Annotated in this window: 14 protein-coding genes; 3 read left to right on the forward strand and 11 right to left on the reverse strand. The window is 61.0% G+C overall.

What is annotated here, in order from left to right:
* Positions 1-139: 139 nt before the first annotated feature.
* The 8 genes from I41_RS11940 to I41_RS11975 form a co-directional block, all read right to left on the reverse strand.
* Positions 140-3,256, reverse strand: coding sequence for a beta strand repeat-containing protein (locus I41_RS11940; protein WP_168206838.1), 3,117 nt, complete (start codon positions 3,254-3,256; stop codon positions 140-142).
* Between the two features lie 702 nt (positions 3,257-3,958).
* Positions 3,959-7,492, reverse strand: coding sequence for a M56 family metallopeptidase (locus tag I41_RS11945; RefSeq protein ID WP_145432892.1), 3,534 nt, complete (start codon positions 7,490-7,492; stop codon positions 3,959-3,961).
* A gap of 78 nt (positions 7,493-7,570) precedes the next feature.
* A complete protein-coding gene (locus tag I41_RS11950) occupies positions 7,571-7,945 on the reverse strand; it encodes a BlaI/MecI/CopY family transcriptional regulator (RefSeq protein WP_145432894.1) in 375 nt (124 codons plus the stop codon).
* A 1,334-nt stretch (positions 7,946-9,279) separates the two neighbouring features.
* Positions 9,280-9,678 (reverse strand): carboxypeptidase regulatory-like domain-containing protein, encoded by a 399-nt coding sequence (locus I41_RS11955; RefSeq protein ID WP_145432896.1) that lies wholly within the window; start codon positions 9,676-9,678, stop codon positions 9,280-9,282.
* Positions 9,679-9,786: 108 nt separating this feature from the next.
* Entirely contained in the window at positions 9,787-10,731 is a 945-nt protein-coding gene (locus I41_RS11960; protein WP_145432898.1) for a DUF1559 domain-containing protein, read from the reverse strand.
* 36 nt (positions 10,732-10,767) lie between these two features.
* Positions 10,768-11,907: a hypothetical protein gene (locus I41_RS11965; RefSeq protein ID WP_145432900.1), complete on the reverse strand. Its 1,140-nt coding sequence runs from the start codon at positions 11,905-11,907 to the stop codon at positions 10,768-10,770.
* 19 nt (positions 11,908-11,926) lie between these two features.
* Positions 11,927-13,771 (reverse strand): glycoside hydrolase 5 family protein, encoded by a 1,845-nt coding sequence (locus tag I41_RS11970; RefSeq protein ID WP_145432902.1) that lies wholly within the window; start codon positions 13,769-13,771, stop codon positions 11,927-11,929.
* A gap of 15 nt (positions 13,772-13,786) precedes the next feature.
* Entirely contained in the window at positions 13,787-14,617 is an 831-nt protein-coding gene (locus I41_RS11975; protein WP_145432903.1) for a hypothetical protein, read from the reverse strand.
* Between the two features lie 682 nt (positions 14,618-15,299).
* Here I41_RS11975 and I41_RS11980 point away from each other — a divergent pair.
* From I41_RS11980 to I41_RS11990, 3 genes are all read left to right on the forward strand, one after another.
* Positions 15,300-16,112, forward strand: coding sequence for a leucine-rich repeat domain-containing protein (locus I41_RS11980; RefSeq protein ID WP_145432905.1), 813 nt, complete (start codon positions 15,300-15,302; stop codon positions 16,110-16,112).
* A 175-nt stretch (positions 16,113-16,287) separates the two neighbouring features.
* Positions 16,288-16,818 (forward strand): sigma-70 family RNA polymerase sigma factor, encoded by a 531-nt coding sequence (locus I41_RS11985; protein ID WP_145432907.1) that lies wholly within the window; start codon positions 16,288-16,290, stop codon positions 16,816-16,818.
* A complete protein-coding gene (locus tag I41_RS11990) occupies positions 16,818-17,675 on the forward strand; it encodes a FecR domain-containing protein (RefSeq protein WP_145432909.1) in 858 nt (285 codons plus the stop codon). Before I41_RS11985 ends, I41_RS11990 begins: the two co-directional genes overlap by 1 nt.
* A gap of 90 nt (positions 17,676-17,765) precedes the next feature.
* Here I41_RS11990 and I41_RS11995 read toward each other — a convergent pair whose 3' ends face one another.
* The 3 genes from I41_RS11995 to I41_RS12005 form a co-directional block, all read right to left on the reverse strand.
* The gene (locus tag I41_RS11995) at positions 17,766-18,476 is read right to left on the reverse strand and encodes a choice-of-anchor F family protein (RefSeq protein ID WP_145436335.1); all 711 of its coding nucleotides are present in this window, start codon (positions 18,474-18,476) and stop codon (positions 17,766-17,768) included.
* Between the two features lie 333 nt (positions 18,477-18,809).
* Positions 18,810-20,417, reverse strand: a complete 1,608-nt coding sequence (locus tag I41_RS12000) for a TolC family protein (RefSeq protein WP_246133859.1) — start codon at positions 20,415-20,417, stop codon at positions 18,810-18,812.
* A gap of 46 nt (positions 20,418-20,463) precedes the next feature.
* Entirely contained in the window at positions 20,464-23,637 is a 3,174-nt protein-coding gene (locus I41_RS12005) for an efflux RND transporter permease subunit (RefSeq protein WP_145432913.1), read from the reverse strand.
* Positions 23,638-23,649 lie beyond the last annotated feature (12 nt).

Consider the following 23,649-nt stretch of genomic DNA (forward strand, 5'->3'; position numbering starts at 1 on the left):
GCGGTGAGTATACCGTTCCACACTGCACTTCGCGCGGCCCCTGGGTCGTATGACGGCAATCGGAAAAAACGTCGCAGTGGGAGATGAATATGCGGCACAGTTTTACCGTGTCATCAATGGGGTAGTTTCTCGGCGTGTTTCACTCGTCAACGAGTATCCGAGACTTTGGGCCACTGCGATGGCGAATGCCAACCACAGCCGAGATCAAAAGCAATGACGTCGCCGGCTCAGGGACGGGGGCGTTGGCAGCGATGGCCTGCAGGCCGCCGCCTAGTTGCTGCTGCCAGACGAGGAAGTCGCCGCCATCGACGATTAAGTCGCCGTTCGCGTCGCCATCCGCAAGACCGGCCGGAGCGCCGACGCCGTCGAATTGTCCGAAGCCCATGGCCCAGGCCGCGAGATCCTCGCCGTCCACTTGGTTATCACCGTTGAAGTCGCCGCTTGCCGTGGCGACGTCGACTTCCAAGAAATACGGAAAGTCCACGCCGCGATAGGTCCAAGGCGAGCCGGATTCGGCGGAGTCGGCGTAGTTAGCGAACGCGCCGGCGCCCCCCCACACGTTCGAGTTGGCGTACTGCCAGAAAAACGTCCCCTCGCCGGGGTTGGCCGAGCCGAGGGTGAACCAATATTTAGCGCTAGGGTCAAGCGTGACCAGCGAGTCCGGCACAAACTCTCGCACTTCGAGATCGCCGGTCATGTCGGGGGCCGTGAACGTGGTCAGCAGCGCGCCGATCGTGCCGCCGTCGTCCGCCCGTAGCTCGGCGACGACCTGCGGCGCGGGAGCCGTCGATCCTCCGCCGACGCGGGCTTTGATGGCGGTGAGAGTGTGCGTGGCGCCGTCGTTGATAAACTGCTGGGCCCCCCAATACCACGGGGCGCCGGGGCCCTCGGGCGGATCGAGGGGGTTGGGATTGTTGCCGATCGGCGTTGCCCCGCGCACCGGTTCATCCAGATTGGTCAATAGCACGCCTTCGGCGACTTCGTAGGCGTCGTAGAACAGGTCGATTCCGCCGCCGTTGTCGAGCAGGTGGAACTTCCCTTGCACCGGGTTCTGAAATCCGCTGACGTCGATCGCAAAGTGCGATTCGTCGAAGTCCCGCCCATAGCCCGCCGACGCGGTCATGATGTTTGACCACGTGTGATCGACGTCCGATTGCCACGTTGTCAGCGAGCCAGCCGCGCCGCTAGCGCCTAGCGTTTTTAGGCTCAGCGTACACCGGTTAGCAGGGCTCAGCGACGAAAAGTCGAGCGTTCCATTGACGGCGAGCGAGTCCCAGTCGGTCCCCGCGACGCCGACGCCTTCGGAGCCGAGTTCGAGGGCGTACATGCCGCCGCCCCGGAGGATCATATCACCGGTCGTGAGCGTTCCGACGCTCGAACCCGGCGCAACGGCGCCGCCGCTTTGCACATCAACGGTTCCGACGACGCCCGAACCCCCTAGCGTCCCGCCCGCGTTGACCTGCGTCGCGCCAGTGACGCTGCCATCGACGAGCAGTGCGCCAGTCTTGATCGTGGTGAGACCCGCGTACGTGTTGGCTCCTGTGAGCCGCAGCGCGCCTGTCGGACCCAAGCCTGACTTGGTGAGCGCGCCGGGACCAGATAGGACGCCGCTGAAGACGGCGGTCGTATCAACGGCGCCCGTCGTGATGGAAAGACCGCCCGCGTCCAGCGTCACGTTGTCGGCGTGGCTCGTGTTGCCATAGGTGCGGATCACTCCGCCTTTGCTTAGCAGTGGGCTATTGAGCGTCGCGATATTGTTGAGTTCGAGCACGCCCGTATTGTAGAGGATGGTCTCATTGGCGTTCACTCGCCCTCCGTTTTCAATGCGCAGCGTGCTTGCGAACGGTCCGCCGGCGTCCGTCAGATTGCCGCCAATCGCCAGCGTATTGGCCGTGGTCCAGGTCGAGCCCATCCCGCCGACGGTGGCCGACCCTTGGGAAAACGTCGAAAACCCGAGATAGCTATTGCCCGCCGTGGTGGCCGTGGCGCCGTTAAGGACTTGCAACATCCCGCTGCCCCCGTTGCCAATGAAGAACGAGCCGCCGCCTGTCCAGCTTGAGCCGGGGTCGGTCACCAGGACCGAGCCGCTGGCGTTGCCGTTGAACCCGACATGAGCGCGAAAATTCGAAACCGTCGCGCCATTGCGGATCTCCAGCGCGCCCGCGCCCGCTGAGCCAACGAAGATATCGTCGACGTTCGTCCAAGTGGAGCCTGGGTCCGAGATCACAGCCGCGCCGGTCCGACCCGCTGCGACGCCGATCGCCGTTGATGCGGTTCGGACGTGCGCGCCGCCGGTCGCCGTCATCCTCCCATCGCTGGCATCTCCAATCCGCAAGGCGCCGTAGGAGCCGCCCGTTGGCATAGCGGCGGGCATCCCCTGGAGAACTAGCCCCGCGACGGAAGACGAACCGTTATTGACGTTCACGACGCCGAACTGCGACACGCGCAACGACCCCGCCCGAACCACCCCTTGATTGGTGACATTGACCGTTCCGGCGCCCCCGTTGAAAGGCGAGCCGACCTGAAGATACCCCACATTGTTCCATGCGGACCCCAAGCCGGTGACGGTCGCCGTGCCCGATGATCCGGCAAGTAAGCCGAGTACTGCGGAAGCCCCGTTGTTCACGGCGCCGCCATTGGCAACGGTCAGCGAAGCCGAACCGGCGTACCCCACCTGCAACGTCGCAGTCGCCGGAGTCGACGCAGGAATGTTCCACCTCGACCCTAGGCCAGTCACGGTGGTGGACGCAACGTCCCCAGGGGCATTACCCGACTCGCCGCTCACGCTACTCAACAGGCCGCCGTTTTCAACGGTTAGCGTCCCGGCTGCCAGCAAATAGCCATTGGCAAGGAACTGCGATCCGGGGCCAGCGACGGTCACGTTGCCCACGAAGCCGTTTCCTCCGACGCTGACGTTGCGGTAGATAGAATGAGACAGGACTCCGCCATTGGAGACCAGCAATGATCCATTGCCCCCGGCAAACGCCGGGCCCGTGATGCCGCCGACGGTCAAGTCGGCATAGACGGCGCCGGGGGATGCGACATTGGCAATTCCTCCGTTGGCAATGTCAACGTCATCAAATTCGTCCGGCACGCCTCCAGACCAATTGCTTTCGATAGACCAATTGCCGATGGTAGGGTTCGTCCAACTCGTATCGAATTGAGCCGACGCGACGCCGGGAACCATGATCCCGATGAGCAACGCGGCGGCGCTGGTTACGAACCTGAGAGCCCGCCGCGTTTGATTCGTAGTCATAGCCGTGTCTCCATTTTCGCAACTCATCTTTCCCGCTCAGGCGAGAATTGTGAACCGCCGAAGAATGACTGGATAAGCGTACGTTCTCATCAAATGAAACTCAAATATCGGGCGCTTCGCCGGTGTCCGCTACCAATGAATTGCCGTCGAAGTGTCCTGCCGGACGCGCGGGCCATTATTTCTTCTGGCTTCAGCGGCTAGAGCAAGCCGCCCCCGCAGGCCCAATAAGGACCCGAGAAAACGTTGGGTTGATGGAGCATTTCTGCAGCCAGATCGGCCGCCGACTGTCAGGTCCGCTGCGTAGACGAGTTCTCGGCGCGCCGTAGCAGTACCAAGTAGCTACCGCGTCGACGAGTTGTGAGATTCCTGGCGAGAGCGTCAGGAACGGTCGCCGGAGCCGTCCGGATCGTCACCGGTTAGCCGTGTCGAAACGGTCGGTTATTGGCGTTTCTCATCTGACATTTGGGGCAACGGGTAATCGACACGATCTAGGCTGGCGGATGAACGGCGGCACTCATAGAAACCGCGTTTGGAGTGAACCGAGTAGGCGCGGAATGGCATACGCCAGGCTGCGTCAGCGTGTCTCACATCAGCGTGCGGGTAGTCAGCTCAAAATCGTGGTCAGGACCTGTCGTTCAAAGTCTACGATCGTTGGCCGCTCTCTCTGGAAGAGATGCCCGAAAGTGCATCATACTCCGCGGCTCAGTTCTTTAACTCGCCTTTGCTGTCCGTTACGGTGACGTCGCCGAGTTCGATGACGTCGCCTGGTTTGGCAGCAGTCAGGTCAATCATGAAGCGGTTACGGTCATCGGCGGAGTTGCGTTCGTTAAGCGCGTTCATCTTATATGCGACGCCGGCCATGAGGCCCTTGATCTCGAAGCGGCCCTCGTCATCGGTGAGGAGCCAGTGAATGCGGAACTTCTCTGGCGGATACTTCTCGTTGAAAAGAGAACATGTCTCGGAATGAAGGAAGTAGCGCGTCGCGGGAAGATTGGTTTCGTTCTCGATCAGGCGTCCCTTGACTCGGACGGACGGCTGGAGCGTGACCACGATCTCCTCCGGCGCGTCTCCTTCCAGCCGATACTGGCCGACGAGCGTTTCGTCCTGATTCTTGAAGAACAATTGCCGCGGGCCTTTTCCGTCATAGCCGTACACTTCGAATCGATTGGTCGCGCGAACGTAGTCGGTATGTCGCGGCCTCCACCACTCGTCTCCGTCGGTCTGGCCAAGGATATAGAGGTCAGTGATTGGCTTCCCGTCCGGCCCGACGACACGGCCCGGAATTGAAACGTCAGCATCCAACGCGAGATCACAGGTCGACGAGATCGCGTCTGCGGCTGGATCGATCTGATTCAAAAGGCGCCAGTCCGAGAACTTCAACCGCAATGGGAAGGGCGTCGTGGGGATGATGCCGCCCGACGCATCGTAACCGTCAATCGTCTCGGCTCCGGCTGCCAAGGGATAACCCGAAACCTGCGGCGTCACAAGCAACACGCCGGGACCCGGCAGACCGAGCACACGGTAGCGGCCGTCACTGTCAGTCTCGTAGCGTTTCTCGACCCAGGCTTGCTCCAGCCCCAGCTTGTCCAGCGAGTGGGGATTCTTCCTCAGAGCCATATAGTCGACCGTCGCTAAGAACGGTTCGCCGCTCTGCTTGTCGGTGACGCGGCCTTCGATCCAGATTCCCCGCTTCAGTTGAATCTCGATGCGCTTCGCCTCGCCGTCTTTGAGACTCAGCGAGACGTCCTGCCACGCCGGAAAATACGGCTCGGACCTTGGCGGAATGAATTCGACGACGTGCCCCTCCCCCGGCGGCATGCCCGTGATGCGGAAGCGGCCTTGCTCGTCGGTCACCGCCCGCATGTGGTGCGTATCCAGCCGCAACCGTTCGGGATTGACGCTCCCTTCCTTAAACAAACGTTCGACATACACCAGCACGCCCGCGACTGGTTTGCCCGTGTCATAGTCGGTGACGATCCCTTCCACCGGGACCGAGGGGCCGACGGCATAGGTGAAGTCCCTTCCCACAAACACGTCTTGCGCTCCACTGGGATAGTTTTCAATATGTGGCAGGCTTACCGTCTCCATCTCGCGGCCGAGGACATTCAGCGGGCGGGCTTCAACACGATCGGCGTCGAAGAGGAGCTCGACCAGTTGATCGTCCGCAATGCCGCGGAGTTCGAACTCGCCTTTCTCGTCCGTCGTCACCGGCGGGATGAGTTTTTGCAGCTCGCTTCTGGCGAGTAACCCGGGGCCGAAGCTCGTGACGCTGAATGCCTCATTCATCTCCCGCTTCCATGACATTTCGAACGCCTTCAACAAGCGGGGAATGTCCGGCTGCCTGAGGCTCTCGACCAATACCGTCACGTTCGGCAGGCGATGGCCTTCCAGATCGACCAGCCGCCCCCGCACGGGCCGCGATTCTGGCCGCAACTTGAGTGTCCGGCTGGCGAAACACCCGTCCCCCAACGACTGGTCTATTCGGGCTTGCAGTGTGTCCCTCTTCGCGCTGGGAGTGGGATTGTCCTCAAACACATCCAGCGGCATCCAATCCAGACCGCGCCCCTCAGCCGTTGCCACCAATTGCGTCAGGTAGTAGTTAAATGGCCTGCGGATCTCCTGACGCTTGCGGATATCCTGAGTCGTTACCGCATCCAGTACGACCTCAAACCGCCCCTGCTCATCTGTCGTCCCCAACTCGCGAAGTAGTCCCTCCTGATTCTCGTCGTGCGACGTCACGGCGAGCCAAATCTTCGCCCCGGCAATCGGTTCACCTTGTGGCGTCTCTACTCGCCCGGAATACGACACCGGTTGAGTCGAAACGTCCCGATCTTCGACGAGTAAATCATCCACTGGTGTCTCTTCCACTGACTGCGTGGGTGTCGCGACCTTTGAGTCGTCGCCACTCCGCTGCTGATCTTCAGTGATGAGCGACTCCTCTAGGCTGGTCCCGGGGTTCTCTATGTGATCGGAATCAGCAGCGATGGTGGCTGACGCCGCTTCGCTCAATCCCACCAAGCCGGCCGCGAAAGCTCCCAACAATCCGCCTGAAATCACTAGAGCTAAGACCGCCCCGCCCACACGAGTTGAAAGCGAACGAGAAGTATCCATGATGCGCGTGACGCGCCGCGCGAGCATCGACCGGAGCGATACCATCCCCACCCCCGCCGGCGAGAACGGGGCGAGCGACAGCTCGGCGATATCGCACAATCGATAGGCGTAGTTGCAGCGATCTCCGCCCAGGTGCACGACGAAATCGTCGCACACTTCTTCCGCGGTCGCTTCAATTCGCCGCGACAAGACCCACATGAGCGGTTGGAAAAACAGCACGGCGCTCGCGAGCCGCCGGACGAGATTCCAGTAGCAATCGCCACGCATCAAGTGCGCCAGTTCATGGGCAAGCACGTCGTGCACGGGCATTTCGCCCGCAGTCTCAGGCAGCAGCACGACCGGGCGACACAACCCTGCCAGGCAGGGGCTTGGCAAATAGGGACTTCTAAGAACGGGGGGCGGGGCGACAGACAATCGCGCAGCGAGATTTCGACACGCGGATTGCACGGACGGTTCAGCCTGCGCTGCCCCACGACGAATTCGGCCCAATCGACGCCACGCCATCGCAATCCGTGTGATTAAGGCAGTCCCGACGAGCAACCAGGCCGCGCTCGCGGCGGTAGCAACTTTGCCAAAGAGATGAATGTTAAAAACCGGCGCCCCGTCGCTGGGGGTCGGCGCCGATGGATCTGGCGCGGCACGAGAGGACGACGCTGGCGCCGGTGTCTCGGATGCGACGTCGGGCGTTCCAGTAGAACTGGGGTCAACACGCGCTTCGTCGTCGAAGGGATTCGAAGGGACGTTCCGGCTCGTCAACTCGAAACTCTCGATGGAGCCAGGGACGTCAGCGCCATTGGCGGGCGGGTCCACTGGGCGCGTACTATCGATCGCGACGACTTGAGCGATCGTCGAAGTCTCTGCAAGTGACCATGCCGCCGGCATCTCGATCGACCATCCCGAAAAGCCCACGCCATGCAGGCCCCACGTCACCAGAGGCGCCGCCAGCACGGCAGCCAGCGCCGTGCGGTATACGACCGACTGAACCGCCGATCCCCGCTTTCGGCACATCGTGCCGACCACGAGACCGGCGGCAATGAGCAACGTCGATTGAATCCACCAATTCGCTGCCGCACTCGCGATTGTCCGCAATAGATCGAGCAATGTTTCTGCGGATGGCCAGGGCATAGTGACGATCCTCGTTCGTAGATGAGCAACGCGCCCGTCAACTCGCGTAGAGCGCGAGGCGCGGGATAGCGTGGGTCGTTATTCCTTTTCGCGGCTGTCGATAAGCTTGCGGATCTCGCGGAGTTCCCTCGGCGACACCCTTTCCGTCTTCAGTAGATGAGAAACCAAACTGCCAACGTCGCCGCCGAAGACTCGATCTAACAGATCGCGAGTGGCGCTGCGTTTGAACTTGTCTTCCTGAATTAGCGGATGGAAGACGAATGTGCGGCCATCAGCTTTGTGCGCGATGGAGCCCTTCTCTTCCAGGCCGCGCAGCAACGTTTGCACGGTGCTATGGGCAAGCGGCTCGATCTCGTTGAGCGCGTCGGTAATTTCCCGTGCGCTGGCCCGCCCCTTGGTCCACAAAACTTGCATGATCAGGAGCTGAACGCGTCCTAGTTTCGTCGACGTCATAGAACCTCCGGATTCCTTTAGTTCTCTAAATCTAGTCGACTAAACGACCGTCTGTCAAGCGCCATGTTCGCAATTCGTTGAAAAACTGGTGGGCAGCAAGCGCGAGCGATGCCGGCAGAATTCGACGGATAGACATATCCGCCATTCGCGCGCAGTCGTTACGCCGACGTGACGTCATGGGGCGCACGCGATAGGGCACGTACTAAGTCAACTGGACTGGCGAACTGCGCTGAGGTCGCCCGACATCGGCAGGAAACTGCGGTTGGTCTCAATAACGTTCGTTTGCCTGCACTCGGCACCGTAAGTCGATCTGCCGACAAATGTTCGGACAGCGGCGTGTCTTATCTCATCTCTTCAAACAAAACCCCGAGTAGTCATCGAAGATTAGCTTCTCGGCAATGCGGCATGGGTTCTCCCAGCTACCGCGACCAATACCGGCGGGATTCCGGGTGCGCCGCCAACCAGGCGTCGGGAAGCAGCGTCAAGACCGCCGGCGGCGTGTTGCGTCACAACTGGATCACAGGCCGCGCACATAGGCGAACCGCTCGACTTGATTCGTCGGGGTGACGCGGGGGGCGCACCGTGGAACTGATGCGCGATTACGGCAGAATCCAATATCCCATGACGACCTCTGCAGAGGTGGATGGCCCATCCTCGGCGCAGCGGAAGCGCTTAACGTGCAATCATTCAGTTCAGTCGACAGACCGCTGCGCCTTCGAGGCCGAGGCGATTGGTCGTGCCACAATCGACGCCTGCCTAGAACGCCATATCCCGGTACATGCGGTCACGATACGGGGCAGTCACGCGCGCCGTCGTGCTAGGGCTTATTACGACGCCGGCAACCTCCGCCTCAGCACCGCGACGCCGGCGGTGGCCGAGATCAGGGCTGCATAACGCCTTTGCAACATCTCAACTCTTCATTTCCAGCTAGCAGTTGTCTTCACAATCGCCCGCTAGAATCCGCGTACACTCCTAACGCGGCGGCCGAAAGGCAACGTTGATTGGCTGGGGTCCGGCCGCCGCGTTATTGAACCACCGCCGCGACGGCCCCAACTTCTACCGCCACTTCCTGGGGTCGTCGCGTTATTCTCATATCCTGCCACGGCGGCCCCGCTTCTACGGCTACTTTCCGGGGCCGCCGTGTTTTCCTGGCCAATGTCGCTTCGATAGGGGTGATCGATGGCTGCCGGCGACATGAATAAGTACATTCGCAATCTTGCGGCGCGATATGCGGCCCAGGGCGACCAAGATTTTCAAGGCCTGGCCGATGAACGACGCAGACGGCCGCGCCGAGCTCAAGTGGAGTGATCTCTCAGTCAAGAGGGCGCAAAGCGCTAGTCTGACAGTTCAATCTCCAACGAGTTCTCGCCGTCGGCGACGTCCACTCGTAGATCGCTCGTCTTACGATCGCCGTACTTTGGCGGCAAGCGGGCATCTTTCCCTGCCGGCTTCGAGACGGCGATCGCCGCCTGCTGCATCGCTCGCTCGATCGCCTCAGGAGAGGCCACGGCGGCAGTACCAGATTGCGACTGACTGGATGGGACGACCGCGTTTGATTTAACCGTCACTACGTGCGACCCCGGTACGGCGCCGTCGTCGGGCACGTACGTGGTCAGGCTAAAGCGTCCTTGCTCGTCGGTCGTACCGACCGCGAGGCGCGGCGCTCCCGCCGCTAAAAAACTCACCGTGGCGTGGCGAACCGGTTCGCCACGATACGTTATTCGGCCGCGCACGGGGACCGTCGCAGGTCGCGAAGGCGCCCTCGAACATCCGGCTTCCGCAAGCATGCAGCCGAGGAGCAGGACAAGGAGTGACGTGAACGCAGGAAGACGGAGCTTCATTCAAAGCGGCAGGACGGTCTCGCCGTCCTGACGATCCCCCAGACGCTGGTAGTTGCGATAGTCAATATTCTCGGAGACGAAACGCGCCGAGCCGTCGGCGAACACAAATTGAGCCCCCCCGGCGTGGCGAGACTTGAAACCGGCCGACGTGTTCCAATTGAAGAACGTGGCGCAAGTTTGTTTCGCGGGCCACGGAGGAGTCGTCCGCGCACATGAGTCGTGATTAATCGCTGGCGCAGTCCCGACATAAAAGATCTGCGGGTCCCACCAGCCGTAACGAATAAGCTCGTAGTTGCAATCAGGCAGCACCTCGCCCATCGCGATGGTATTCGATGTGCCGTCGGGGATCTCGCGTATGCTCGCCGCGTAGTCGATTCGCGAAAAGATGCCGCTCGTGGCCTGCGCCAGATGGGTATAGGCATGCAGGTCGTCGCCGTTGCCAAACTCGTTTCCCGCCGGTTCGGGACAGGAGTTGCCGTCGGAGAACGTTTTCTGAGCACCGACGCTGGGAGCGTAGTTGGTGACCGCTTGCTTGTTCTCGCCGAAGGGGCCGAACTCGTCGCTCGGGCAGCGGAACAAGGCCAGCGGGGTTCCGCTCAGCTCCGCGCTGTCCTTGAACTGTTGGATGACGTCGCCGTCGAAGTTCAAACGCTGATGCAGGTTGCCCATCTCTAGGTACGGCGTCAGCTTGACGATCATACTCCCTTTGCGGTCTTCCTTGGTGACCGTCGCACTGAGCGCCCAGGGCGAGTTGGGAGGAAACTGCTGAAAGACGCCATGGTAGTTCTGCAGCGCAAGTCCTAACTGCTTGAGATTGTTCTGGCATTGAGAACGGCGCGCCGACTCTCGCGCCGCTTGAACCGCTGGCAACAACAGGGCGACCAGCACGCCGATAATGGCGATCACCACCAACAGTTCTACGAGCGTAAAGGCCGTGCGCCGCATCGCGCGTCTCCAATGAGGTGATTCCGAATAAACCGATCAGCGGGAGGCCAGCGATGACCGCAGTCGCACGACCAGCGCAGGCGCCGCGGCCGCGAGGAGCGCCAGCGTCAACGGCTCCGGAACCGCGGCGACCGCGGCAATGGCGCTCGCGCCAACATTCCGCTGCCAGATGAGAAAATCAGCGCCATCGCTATCTTGATCGCCGTCTGCGTCGGAACCGGCGTCGACGCCGAAATCGCCTTTCCACTGCGCCAGGTCCGCGCCATTGACGCTGCCGTTGCCGTCGAAATCTCCTGGCAGCGCCGCGGCGGCCGTCTCGATCTTGAGGTTATCGAAAAAGAACTCGTGGTCCCCGGTCGGGTTGGCGATGCGCTCCGAGCCCGTTTCGTCGGCCGTCCCGTCGCCGGCATCGTTGTCGTAGAGGACGAACGTGACCGCAGCGGGCGCCCCCTTGATGAAATCGACGTCGAACTGATGGCCGTCAAACGTCACGCGCCCCGTGGCGCCCGTGACGACTTCCATGCGCAAACTAGTTCCATCGCTCGTCGCATTGGGAGCGATGTTCGCCACATCGGCGTCCGTCCGAGTCTTGTCGTTGAATCGCCAGTTGTAATCGCCGTACAAGACCGAGACGCCCGCCTGAATTTTGAACGTTTCATCGCCGTTCGCATCTTGAAACGTCACGATCACGAACGGGTAGGAGGAGCCTGGGACGCCGAGCGCGTCCAAATGATCGGTCAGCGTCGGCGTATCGAGATCGACCGAAAACGTCTCGCCGGCCGCCATTGACGCTGCGAATGGACGCGTCGCGCGCGACGTCATGCTGTAGTTGAATCCCCCAGCGTTTGCCAGCGCCCAGGCTGGAGCGCCCAGAGCGTTGGCTGACGAGGCCGGAAAGTCGACGCCGTCGATATAGTGATTGAGATTGCCGTACGGGCCGGTCCCCGTGTGATACCCTCCCGTAAAGTCCCAGGGTAGAAAGCCGAACCCGCCATTATCGTCGCCCGGCGGATTCTCGTCGCCGGTCGGATTGAGGCCCTTCCAGGCCCCGTCGGGCTGCGCCGCGTACGCCGGATCGCTCGCGCTGTCCGCCGCTTTGACGGCAGCGTAAAGGGAAGAGGGGCACGCCAGCGCCGCGATGATTGCGGTCAGGCTGAAGATCGATTTGAATTCCATGGCGACTGTTCCTTGGTCGTTATTCTTGAGGCTCGATGGTTCCGTTGGTCGCTCCAACGACTTCCACGCTGTCGACGGGAGACAACTTCAGAGTGGACTGCCAAGTCGAGACGGCGCCGTTGCCGCCGTCGCGCAGTTCCGATTGAAACGTGATCTGGTCATTCGGCTGACGCTCCGGGGCGGCGGCGTCATTGATGGGAATCGCGACAGTCGCGCCAAACCGCACGCCTCGACTCCAGTGAGAGAACGTTGCGTCGTGCGGGATGACTTCGACGCGCTCGCCGAGCATCGAGGCCTTGATTTCGCGGGCGCCGACGCGCAACGTCCAAGTCAAACCATCCTCGACCGGGGACGGCGGCGACGAATAATGCTCGGCGCCGACGAAGTGATTGCCGCTGAGCGTCACATAGATTGTCGCGCCGTCGCTAGCCACGTGCAGATCGGCAAGCGATCCGCTCTGCCCCGGTCTGAGCAGCGTCTGACTCAGCAGGCTCTCTTTGACTGCATCGAGGCCGTCTTGGGGCGGCGACGTCGGCAAGTGAACGACCTGAGTGGAGTCTGGACTCCCGAGCGGAGTCGTCGCCGACTGGTGTCGTGCGGCGAGTTCGGCGTGGGTCGTGGAGACTGCCGTTGTCAGCTCGTCATATGGCCGGTTGTTGATGTCGACGAGACCAAAGTTATAGTCTTCGCCGTCATGAGTACGGCCGTGCGGCGGCTCGTCGGCGTATGCGAACCAGTGGGCGCCCACGACGAACGGCTGGGCGGCGAAAAACTCCAGTCTCCGCTGCGCCACTGCGGTGCGCTCGGCCTGAGTTCCCACGACCAGGAACAGGCCGCCCGTGTTGGGATTGCCGCTGCGGTTCTCGCGCGCGGCGGCGTAGTACTCGGTGATCAACACTGGCTTGTCGGAGAGTGCATGCAGGCGCTGCAGGTAGCACGAGGGAAGATAGCCGTCGATTCCCGCGGGCCAGTCAAAGTTGGTCGACACCACGTCGACGTGCTTGCCGGCGGCTTTGACGACGGCGTCAGGACAATACCCATGGTACCGATCGCCCAGAATCAAGTGGTTTGGATCATGGCGGCGAATCGCTCCGCAGACGACGCCGTAGTAGCGATCGGCGACTTGCCCGATGAACTCATCAACCACGCTTCGTCCCCTGCCTCCAGGCCGAAGCTTGACCGCTCCGCCTCGCTCCAAATCCTCAAAGCTCTGCAGATCGCTCTCAACTTCGAAGTCTCGCTTGAACGCTGCAAAATCTTTCTGGTAGTGCGCTTCCAGAATTTCGACGAGACGCCGGCGCGTCCCACTGGAAGCGGGCTGAGCGGCGTGGAATGCGAACATCGCGTTGTCGTACCAGCCAAGCTCGTTGTCGGTGAACCAGCCGACGAGGTTCTGGTCGCGGCGTCTGGCCGCCACGCGCTCCTTCACCGCCTGGTCCATCTGCTCCGCGAACTCGTCCGCGAACAGATCGTTCCACGGAACGCCAGCGCCGACTCCTAAATGCAACACCTCGGTGTAGGGCATCGCGGAGGTAACGGCCCGGTCCGACCAACCGCCCAGCGTATTGAAGTTCCAACCTCGAAGTCGCGAAGCCGTCGCTTTCGCCCATGCCGACTTGCTCGCGTAGTGCCGCCAAGCTGCGTATTCGGGTCGCTGCTGATCGTAGCTCTCCTGGGAGGCGCCCGGCGTGACGACATTGACGCCCAGCGAAAAAAATGGCTTTGACTGAGTATCGGCGAACCACCAGACATTGTTCCTCTGTTCGACGGTGAAGAACTTGTCCGCCGCCACGGCGCACTGGTGCGCCATCGCCAGTACGCACACCGGCCCTACCCAAAATGTCCGCCACTCGATGCCACTCACTCGTTGAGGTTCCTTTTAGCGACGTCCCTGGCGGCTGGAGCGTAGTGCGGTGGATGCGACGCTGGCTGCGACCAAGGCGATGACGCAGGAGTTTGGTTCGGGCACCACGAGCAGATTGTCGAAGAACAACTCCTTGCTGCCATCGGCCGAGCTCCCCGTTCCATAGGCCGTGAAACGCAGACCGGTGATCGGCGCCCCGGCGGCTCCGCCGAGCGTCGCGCCAGTCACCGCATAAAGCGGAGCGCCGCCGCCGATCGGAGTCATAACGAAGTCGAATGTATCGATGCCGGTGATGGTCAGTGCGGCGTGAAACGAAGCGGACCCGGCGACGCCCGTATCCACGCCTCCAGCCGTCCAATGATCGTCGTTGAACTGGTTGTTGGTGAAGATGCCGAATCGCTCCCCCCCGACGTCGCCCATCAACTGCACGGTGTTCCCGATGGAGAATCCTGGCGCGTTGGCATCAAACGCCGATCCGTCGACGTCGATGCTAAACGTCTGACCTACCGCCAGCGGCGCCGCAAACGGCCGCGTCGCCTCGCTCGTATCGAAGAAGAAGGGACGATCGCTGGTCGTGAGGGCGAAGCTGGGCGCACCGAGCGAGTCGCCAGCGAGGGGCGCCGTATCGATAAACTGCGGAGCGCCATGGAGAATGCCATTGAGGTCGCCCGAAAATCCAAAGGCCCACGGCCCGAAACCGGACCCGCCATTGTCTCCTGCTTGCCAGCCGTCGGCATAGGCAGGACTGGCCGCATCGTCCTGGGCCACGACGGCCCACGCCGTCGCGGGGACCGGAACGACCGAAATGATCATCAAGAAAGCGCGAAGCACTGACTGTCGATTCATGAGACGTACCTCAAGGTAGAAATAGGCAGCGAGTTGTTGAACGGCGAACGTTGACGCTTCCATCGCCACGTGCGATGCGTGATCGTGTTTCGACGGCTGGCCGGTCGTTCGCGTCGGGCGCGGGAGGATAGCCTGGGCCAGCTGGTGAAAAGTCGGGGCGAGCGTTTGTTCCGAATTGCGTCGCCACTGTTACTTCTGCGCGAGGTCGTCAAACGTCACAATCGCGACGGACAAAAAACGCCTTCTCTGGCTCAGTGGCGCAACTCCAATGGTCAAAATCACTTAAGGCGGCGAAACGGGCCGCCGTCGTGAGAATCGTCGCGGAACGCGTCGGCCTCAGGAGATGCTCCCGAGACGAGCGCCAGCCGTCCCCGGCCGCTGGGGCTTGTCGTCGACGACCCCCTAAACGCGCGAGTCGTCGAGGGGGCTTGGCAGGCGTCGTCGCGTACGTCCGTCGACGTGGGCGTTTAACGATTTGAAGGTCGCCAAGCTGCTTCGGCGTCAGATCGCTAGAAGCTCCTCCCACGGTAGCATACCATGGTCCTTAGTTGCTCGCTGAGCGACCACCGCCTCCTCCGCTCTTTGTTTCGCCGCACCAATCTTTTCGAGGCGTTCGCCTCTGGATCTACAGCTCGTGTCCCCGGCGTCCGATTCCACTGTCAGAACGCGACTGAGGTTCCGCATGCGGACGCTGCTGGCGATCACCTGCGCGTTCTGCCTGGCCATGTCGTGGGCCGGAATCCAGTCGCGTTTCGCGGCAGGCCAGCGGCGCGCGCTAACGGAACTTGCCGCCCACAAGCCTGGGACGGTGTTTTCGGGAGGGAACCTCGTGCTTCTCTCCTTGCGAGGGAGCGCGATTACGGATGATGATCTTCGCCATCTTGAGCGCTTGCCCTATTTAGAATGGCTAGATCTCGACGAGACGGGCGTGACCGACGAGGGACTGAAGCGCCTCGCGGCATTGCCTCGGCTGAAGCGTTTGTATTTGGGCGGGACGCGAATCACCGATCGAGGCTTGCAGCGCCTCCGGACGCTCACCGCGCTCGAGGACCTGCGGCTCTCCGGCACCAAGATTTCCGACGAGGGGCTCGTCCATCTGCGCGAACTCACGAAGCTGTCGTGCCTTGACCTCGGAGCCACCAAGACGACTGATCGGGGGCTCGCTGCCTTGGGGAGCCTGTCGGGCCTGCGCCGTCTCTACCTGCGGCAGACCGAAATTACGGACGACGGCTTACCGCTGCTCCGAAGCTTCCCGCAGTTGAGTTTTCTCTCGTTGAACCACACCCGATTGAGCGACGTCGGAGTGGGGCGTCTGTCCGGCCACGAGCAATTGGAAACGCTGTGGCTGCACCATACGCTGATCTCCGATCGCGGCCTCCAGGGCCTGTCAGACCTCCCCCGCCTGCAACAAATTGAACTCGCCGAAACTCAAGTGACCGATGCCGGCGTTGAGTTGTTGCGAACACGCATGCCAGGATTGCGGGTCCTCCGCTAGCCTGCCAGCGGCGTCGGGATGCGATGGCCGTCAATCGGCCATGGCTCGAAAGGCGAAAAACTCGTGCCAGAGCCGTGACATTTTATCGCTTGGCGCAGAGAACTGATGACTCGAGACGACGTGGCGCCTAGGTGCGCCCGCACATTGACCCACGGAGTCGGACCTGCCGCTGCCAATGGATGGAGCGACTGCTGAACGATTTACGCTGCTTTGGATTGCGGCGCAGCCGACATTGGCTGCTTTCGTGCACTCATTGGTTCCGGAGTTCCAGCAGGCGGAGGAAGTCCTGCAGCGCGTCGCCGTAGCGCTGGTGCGCAAGTTCGATCAGTACGATTCGACGCGACCGTTCGCCGCCTGGGCGATCGGCGTCGCCAAGTACGAAGTTCTCTACTTCCGACGCGAACGTGCGAGCGATCGCCATTTATTTAATGACGAACTCGTCGATCAAGTCGCGTTGAGTTACCAGTGCTTCGTTGAGGACGTCGACCCGTTTCGGGAGGCTCTGGGACGCTGCATGGAACAGATTGAAGGCAAAGCGCGGCGCGCGCTTGAATTGCGTTACTCGAAAGGGCTCAACATGTCGGCCGTCGGCCGCGAGATGGAATTGACGCCTGGAGCGGCGCGGATGCTCCTCTGCCGAGTTCGCCAAGTTCTGCGCACATGCATTGAGCAGCGTCTGGGAGAGGCTCGTCGAGCCGCAAAATAATGTCCCGCCTCACCGGCAATCCCGATCCGCTCGACCGGTTCTTCGATGATTACGTCGACGGAGTTCTCGGCGCTGAGGATGGCGACATCCTCAGCAAATGGCTGCTCGCCAGTCCGGCAAACGTCGACCGGTTTGTACGAGAGTCGTTTCTGCATTCGCAGCTGTTTCAAATCATGCGCCGGAGCGAGATTCATGCGGAGGCGATGGCGACCCCGCCCAGCGCTCGTGCGCCGCAAAGCGCGGGGCCGCGGTCACGGGCGGATTCCAAAAGCCGTTTCAGGCTGCGTTCGCCCGCTACCGTCGCGGGGTTCGCCGCGCTGCTCGTGGCCGTCGGTGCGATGCTGTTGGCTTACAGATTCTCAAGTCCCGCGACCGTGGCGCAAGTGTCGGGGCTTTCCGCGGACGCGAGTTTCGAGCAGACCCGAGATGCCTTCAACGTCGGCGCGCTATTGCCGCAGGGACGAGCGATTTCCCTTCGCCGCGGGCGGCTCCTGGCCACCCTTGTAAGCGGGACGCGAGTCGTGCTGGAGGGCCCGGCGGAAGTAGAGTTCACCGATCAGAACGAACTGCGCTTGGTTCGCGGACGCCTGGGGGCGGATATACCAACCCATGCCACGGGACTGCTGGTGCGAATGCCGATGGGCGACGTGGTGGACCTCGGCACGGCGTTTACGCTTGACCTGCCGTCCGAGACGACGTGTCGCATTCAGGTGTTTAAGGGGATGGTCGAACTTCGGCCGAGCCGAGGACGCCCGGTGAGGATCGCCGAGGGGACCGCGATCAGCTACGACGCGGTGAACGACCGGGAGATGCAGATTCCGTACCAACCGGAGGAGAGACTCTCATTGCTACCATGAGGAACTCCGCGCATCATGGTCCTGTGCATAGAAAGGCCTGCCTCGTCCAAGGCTGGGCTTTAAAGAAAACGCACTCTACACACCGCTTGACTAACCAGCTCGGCGACGCGACTGGATCGCCGTCCCGGCAACGGCGAGGCTCACCAGTACCAGGGTCGTCGGCTCCGGTACGTACGACGGAAATTGTCGCAGCGTGAAGCGGTCGAAACCGGGCCGCAGCGTCGCGACGTCCGGGACGTCAAGGCGGAACTGAATCGTTTCGGCGCCAGTCCCGTGAAAACGGCCGCCGAATTGCATTGACTCCCCGTCTGTAATGATCTCTGAAAATGCCGACGACGCGAACCCCCAGTCGAGATCAGGCACATCAAAATCAAGTCCGTCGTCACTGGTCGATTGCACGAAGTTCGGGCCGACGCCGTAGCCCAATATGATCGCGTAACCGTTCCAGATGGCGCCCGTGTTATTGTCAACCGACTCAAAGAATTGATACTCGGTGACGCCGCCGCTCGGTGTGACGGCGAACTCGATATCGATATAGCCGTTGAAGTCGAACCGCTTGATCGGGACCACGATATTGTCGTCGAGCGATCCGGGCGTCGGACTGTCGTCGTTATTGGGTGACTTCGTGACGATGGCCGGAACGGAGACGGCGCCGAGTCCGGGGCCAGTCACGGCATGCGGACCAAACGGAGTAGCGCCAGAGATGACGCCGGCAGAGGCGGTCACCGCAAGAGAAGCGACGATGCAGGCGGTAAGCGAACATGCCAAGACGCGATGACGCGCGGTCGAAGAGGAAATCATTAGCAGCTTCCTTAGGATGTGATGGCGCCACGAGCGTCACCGGAAAATAGTTCGAACGTTTTCCAGCAACGGCGGTCAGAGACTCGCATCAGTAAACGACGATTGCATCGGTAGCCTGGGGTCGGGCATGCTCGTCGGAATCGATGCGCTATAGCGGCATAGCCTAATCGACGCGTCGCGATCGAGTCCAGGATTAACGTCAGTTTCCACCATCGCCTCGCTGACCAGCCTCAATTTCCTGTACCACCTGCATGAAGGTTCTGGTTAGGTTGACTCCGCTGCACTGTTGGAGCGGAGGAGAGGGCTGAGGCGCAGAGAGCCGGCGATCGCGGATCATTGCGGTTGAGGCGCGTTGGCGGAGTCGCTGGCGGGCTCGCCGCGCGGGTCGATTGGGTTCTGCAGTTGGAGGTCGGGGACGACGGGCGGAAGGGGTTCCGCTTCCCGCAGATTGGGCACGGGAGCTACTGGGGCGAATTCTTCTTCGCGTTTGAGCTCGATCGGCTGCTCCAGAATGATCTCCGGCGGTGGGAGCGGCGTGGGAAGCGAGGCAATGCCGGTGCTCGGCGCGGCGCCGCCGCCGAGGGCCTGGTAAGCGTTGACGATCGCGGCCAGCTGCTGCTGCTTGGTTTCGATCAGGACCATCCGCGCTTCCATCAGGTCGCGTTGCGATAGAAGGACGTCCATGTATTCGACGCGGGCGCTTTGGAACAGTTTGGTGGCGCTGTCGACCGAGGCTTCCAGCGACGCCAGCTGTTCCCGCTTGATCTCGATGCTCTTGCCGTAGTTCTCGACCTTTGACAGGCGATTGACGACCTCGGTAAAGGCGGTGAGGACCGTCTGCTGGTAGTCGTAGATTGCCTGCAATTGTTCGGCGTTCGCGGTGAGGTAGTCGGCTTGGATCGCTCTCTTGTTGATCAGCGGAGCAATCAAATCGCCGCCGACGCTATAGATGAGCGAGTCTGGGCTGTTGAACAGATACCGCGTGTTGAACGCTTCGTAGCCGACTCCTGCACGCAGGTTGAGCGACGGATAGAATCTCGCGCGCGCGACGCGCACATCTAGACCGGCCGCCTGCAACTCGCGTTCGGCTTGGCGAATGTCGGCGCGATTCTGGAGCAACTGAGCGGGGAAGCCGACGCTCAACTGCTGCAACTGCAAGTTCAAGAACTTCGCGGCGTCGCGCTGGACGTATTGCGGGTAACGCCCGAGGAGGAAGTTGATGCGGTTCTCGACCTCGACGATCTCCTGCTTGATGATCAGCTTTTCGCTCTGATTCTTACGCACTTCTGCCAAAAAACGCTGCACGCCCAACTCGGTGTCGCGTCCTGCTTCCTTCTTGGACTTAGCCATTTCGAGGCTTTGCTGTTGGATCTGGATGGTTCGATCCAGTGCGTCCATGCGATTGTCGAGCGCCATCAACTCGTAGTAGTTTTCGGCGACCTCCGCGACCAGCCGGGTCACCATGTAGTTCTGGCCGTCTTGCGTTCCTAGATAACGGAGCGTCGCCGCGTCGCGGGCGTTGCGCAGCTTGCGCCAGATGTCGATCTCCCAGGTCACGTCGGCGGCAACGAGGAAGTTCGGCAGCGGCTCGGGAAAGTTCTTGCCAGGAAATGGCTGGAGTTGATCCTCGACGGCGCCTTGCGGCGTGAACAAACTCGGCTTTTCCAAGTCGGCGCCTGCGCGCAAGCCGATGAAGGGAAACAGAGCGCCGCGTCGGGCCTGAATCTCGAAGCTGGCGATCTGAACTCGTTGGTTGATGATCTTCAGCTCTTGGTTGCCGGCCAAAGCCTGATCGATTAATCCGGAGAGGACAGGATCGTTGAAGAACTCGTTCCAGCCGAGCATCGACGAACTGTCCTGCGTGACGACGCCGTTGAAGTCGCACGGCAGCAGCGCCGCGGGCTCGGCTTTTTGCAGTCCGGGAATGCAGCAACCGGGCATCGACAGCAGAAAGCCGACACCGACCGCTAATGAGCGCGCACGTTTATTACGTGTGTTCGCGTTCGAATAACTCGCTGAGCGGTTCATCGTGTTCGTCCCTGATAAGTTTTTTTCCGTCGGCTACCTTGCCGAACAGATAATAGAGCCCCGGAATCACCAGAACTCCGATGACGGTGCCGACGAGCATGCCGCCGACGGCCGTCGTGCCGATCGTGCGATTGCCGATGGCGCCAGGGCCGGTGGCCCTGACGAGCGGAATCAAACCGGCGATGAAAGCGAACGAAGTCATCAAAATCGGGCGGAAGCGGAGCTTGCCGCCTTCGATCGCCGCGTCGCTCAGTGGAATGCCTTCATGGCGGCGTTGGACGGCGAATTCGATGATCAGAATGGCGTTCTTGCCGAGCAAACCGACGAGCATGACCAGGCCGATCTGGGCGTAGACGTCGTTCGCCAAGCCCATCGCCTTAAGGAACAAGAACGATCCGAACAAGCCAATCGGCAGCGAAATGATCACCGCGAGCGGCAGCATGAAGCTTTCGTACTGACCGACGAGCACGAGATAGACGAACATGACGACGATCAGAAAGATGTAGACCGCCGTGTTGCCTTTGCTGGCTTCGTCGAAAGAGAGACCTTGCCAGCCGATGTCGTAGCCGCGCGGGAGCGTCTCGGCGGCCACTTCCTTAATCGCCGCGATGGCTTGTCCGCTGCTGTAACCAGCGGCAGGCGCCCCTTGGATCGCCGCCGTCGTGTAAAGGTTGTAGCGGCTGATTTCGTTCATGCCCTGCTTTTTCTCGATCTTCATGAAGGCCGAATAGGGAACCATTTCTCCTTCTTCGTTCTTCACGAACATGTTTTCAAAATCTTCCGGAAGACGCCGGAACTCTGGCGCCGCCTGGACATAGACCTTGAAGAACTGCCCAAAGCGGACGAAGCCCTGTTCCCAGGTGCTGCCGACGACGATGGAGAGGTTGTTCAGAGCGTCGGCGATCGAGACGCCCTTCTGCATCGCGACGTCGTTGTCGATGACGAGTTCGTACTGCGGGTAGTTGTTGGCAAAGAAGGTGAAGAGCCCTTTGATTTCCTTGCGCTTCGACAAGGCCTCCATGAACTTGTCGGTGATCTTCCCCATTTCCGCATAATTGCCGCTATTCGTCTTATCGAGGAGGTTCAACGCGAAACCGCCGGCGGCGCCGAAGCCGGGAACTGCCGGGGGCTCGTAAAACTCAAGCTTCACATTGGCGATGTCGCGTCCCTTCTCTTCGAGCTCCTCGATGATCTGCTTGGAGGTGAGACGCCGTTCCGACCAAGGCTTCAGGTTGATGATGCAGGTGCCCGCATTGGAACCTCGACCTTCCGTGAGCACTTCGTAGCCGGCGAGCGACGAGACGGAGGTGATTTCATCCATCTCTTCGCAAATAGCTTGCAGTTCGTGGGACTTGGCGTTGGTGTATTCGAGCGTCGAGCCCGGCGGCGTTTGGATGATGCCGTAGATGATGCCCTGATCTTCCAGCGGGATGAATCCAGTGGGAAGGACCGTATTGACCATGACGATGCCGACGCCGAAGGCGGCGATCACCAGCACCGTCAGCGTTCGCAGGGTGACAATCCGGCTCACGATGCCGACGTACCCGTTAGTGATCTTCTCGATGCCGCGATCGACGAAGCGGAGTAGCATCGCCAGCGGGCTGCGCGACGGCTTGCGATGCGGGTCATGCGGCTTCAGCAACATTGCGCAAAGCACCGGCGTCAGCGTCAGCGCGACGACGCCGGAGAGCACGATCGACATGGCCATCGTCAGACCAAACTGTCGATAAAAGACCCCGACCGGGCCGGTCATGAACGTCACCGGAATGAACACGGCCGTCATCACAAGAGTGATGGCGATGATGGCGCCGCTGATTTCGTGAACGACTTCTTTCGTGGCGTTATATGGCGATAGATGCTTCTCGTGCATCTTCGCGTGGACTGCTTCGACCACGACGATCGCGTCGTCGACCACGACGCCGATCGCCAACACCAGCGCGAAGAGCGTGATGAGGTTGATCGACATGCCGAACATCAGCATGAAGAAGAAGGTGCCGATAAGCGACACGGGAACGGCGAGCGTCGGGATCAGCGTGGAACGGAAGTCGCCTAGAAACAGGTAAACCACCAGAGCGACGAGGATGAAGGCTTCGAATAACGTATGGAGCACTTTCTCGATCGAGGCCTCGAGAAACCTTGAAACGTCGTAGCTGACTTCGTAATCCATGCCTGCAGGAAACGAGGCTTCTTTGATCTCCTCGAGCTTTTCCTTCACCTTCTCGATGACTTCGGTGGCGTTGGAGCCAGGAGACTGCTTGAGCACGATGGCGGCGGAAGGCTTGCCGTCGATATCGGAGTAGAGGTCGTAGAATGACGAACCGAGCGAAACCGTGGCGACGTCTTTCAGTCGGAGAATTTCACCCTCGGGATTCGCTCGCAAGATAATTTGCTCGTACTGCTCCGGCTTGTCATAGCGGCCTACCCAGGTGAGGACGTACTCAATCGTCTGAGACGTTTTGCCGGTCGCTTGTCCGAGTCGTCCGGGCGAGCCGATCATGCTCTGATCGGCGACCGCCTTCATGACGTCTTCGGCCGAGATGTTGTAAGCGCGCATGCGCTCGAGATTGAGCTCGATGCGCATGGCGTACGCACGATTGCCCAGGATGGTGGCGCGACCGACGCCTTGAATGCGTTTGATTTCGGGCAGGATGTTGACGTTGGCGAAGTTGTAGAGAAAGTTCTGGTCGACGTTTTTATCGGTGCTAAAGACGTTGACGTACATCAACATGCTCGCCATGTTCTGCATGACGACGATGCCTTCCCGCTCGACGATCGGCGGAAGGTTGTTCTTGACCATCTGGACGCGGTTGTTGACGTTCATCACCGCAACGTTCGGATCGGTGCCAGGTTCGAAGATGACCTGAATCGTCGCTTCGCCGGCGCTGGTGGCGTCGGAGATCATGTAGCGCATATCCTGGACGCCGTTGATCGACTGTTCCAGGATGACCAACACCGAGTCGATAAGCACCTTGGCGCTCGCGCCGGGATATGACACTGCGACGACGACGCTTGGCGGCGCGACCGACGGGAATTGCGAAATCGGCAGCGTATTGATCGCCAGGCCGCCCATGAACAGGATGAGCAGCGAGATGACGATCGCCAGCGCCGGTCTGTGGAGAAACTTCGCAAACATTAGCTACGATGC

This window comes from Lacipirellula limnantheis, assembly GCF_007746075.1.
GTDB classification, from domain to species: Bacteria; Planctomycetota; Planctomycetia; order Pirellulales; family Lacipirellulaceae; genus Lacipirellula; species Lacipirellula limnantheis.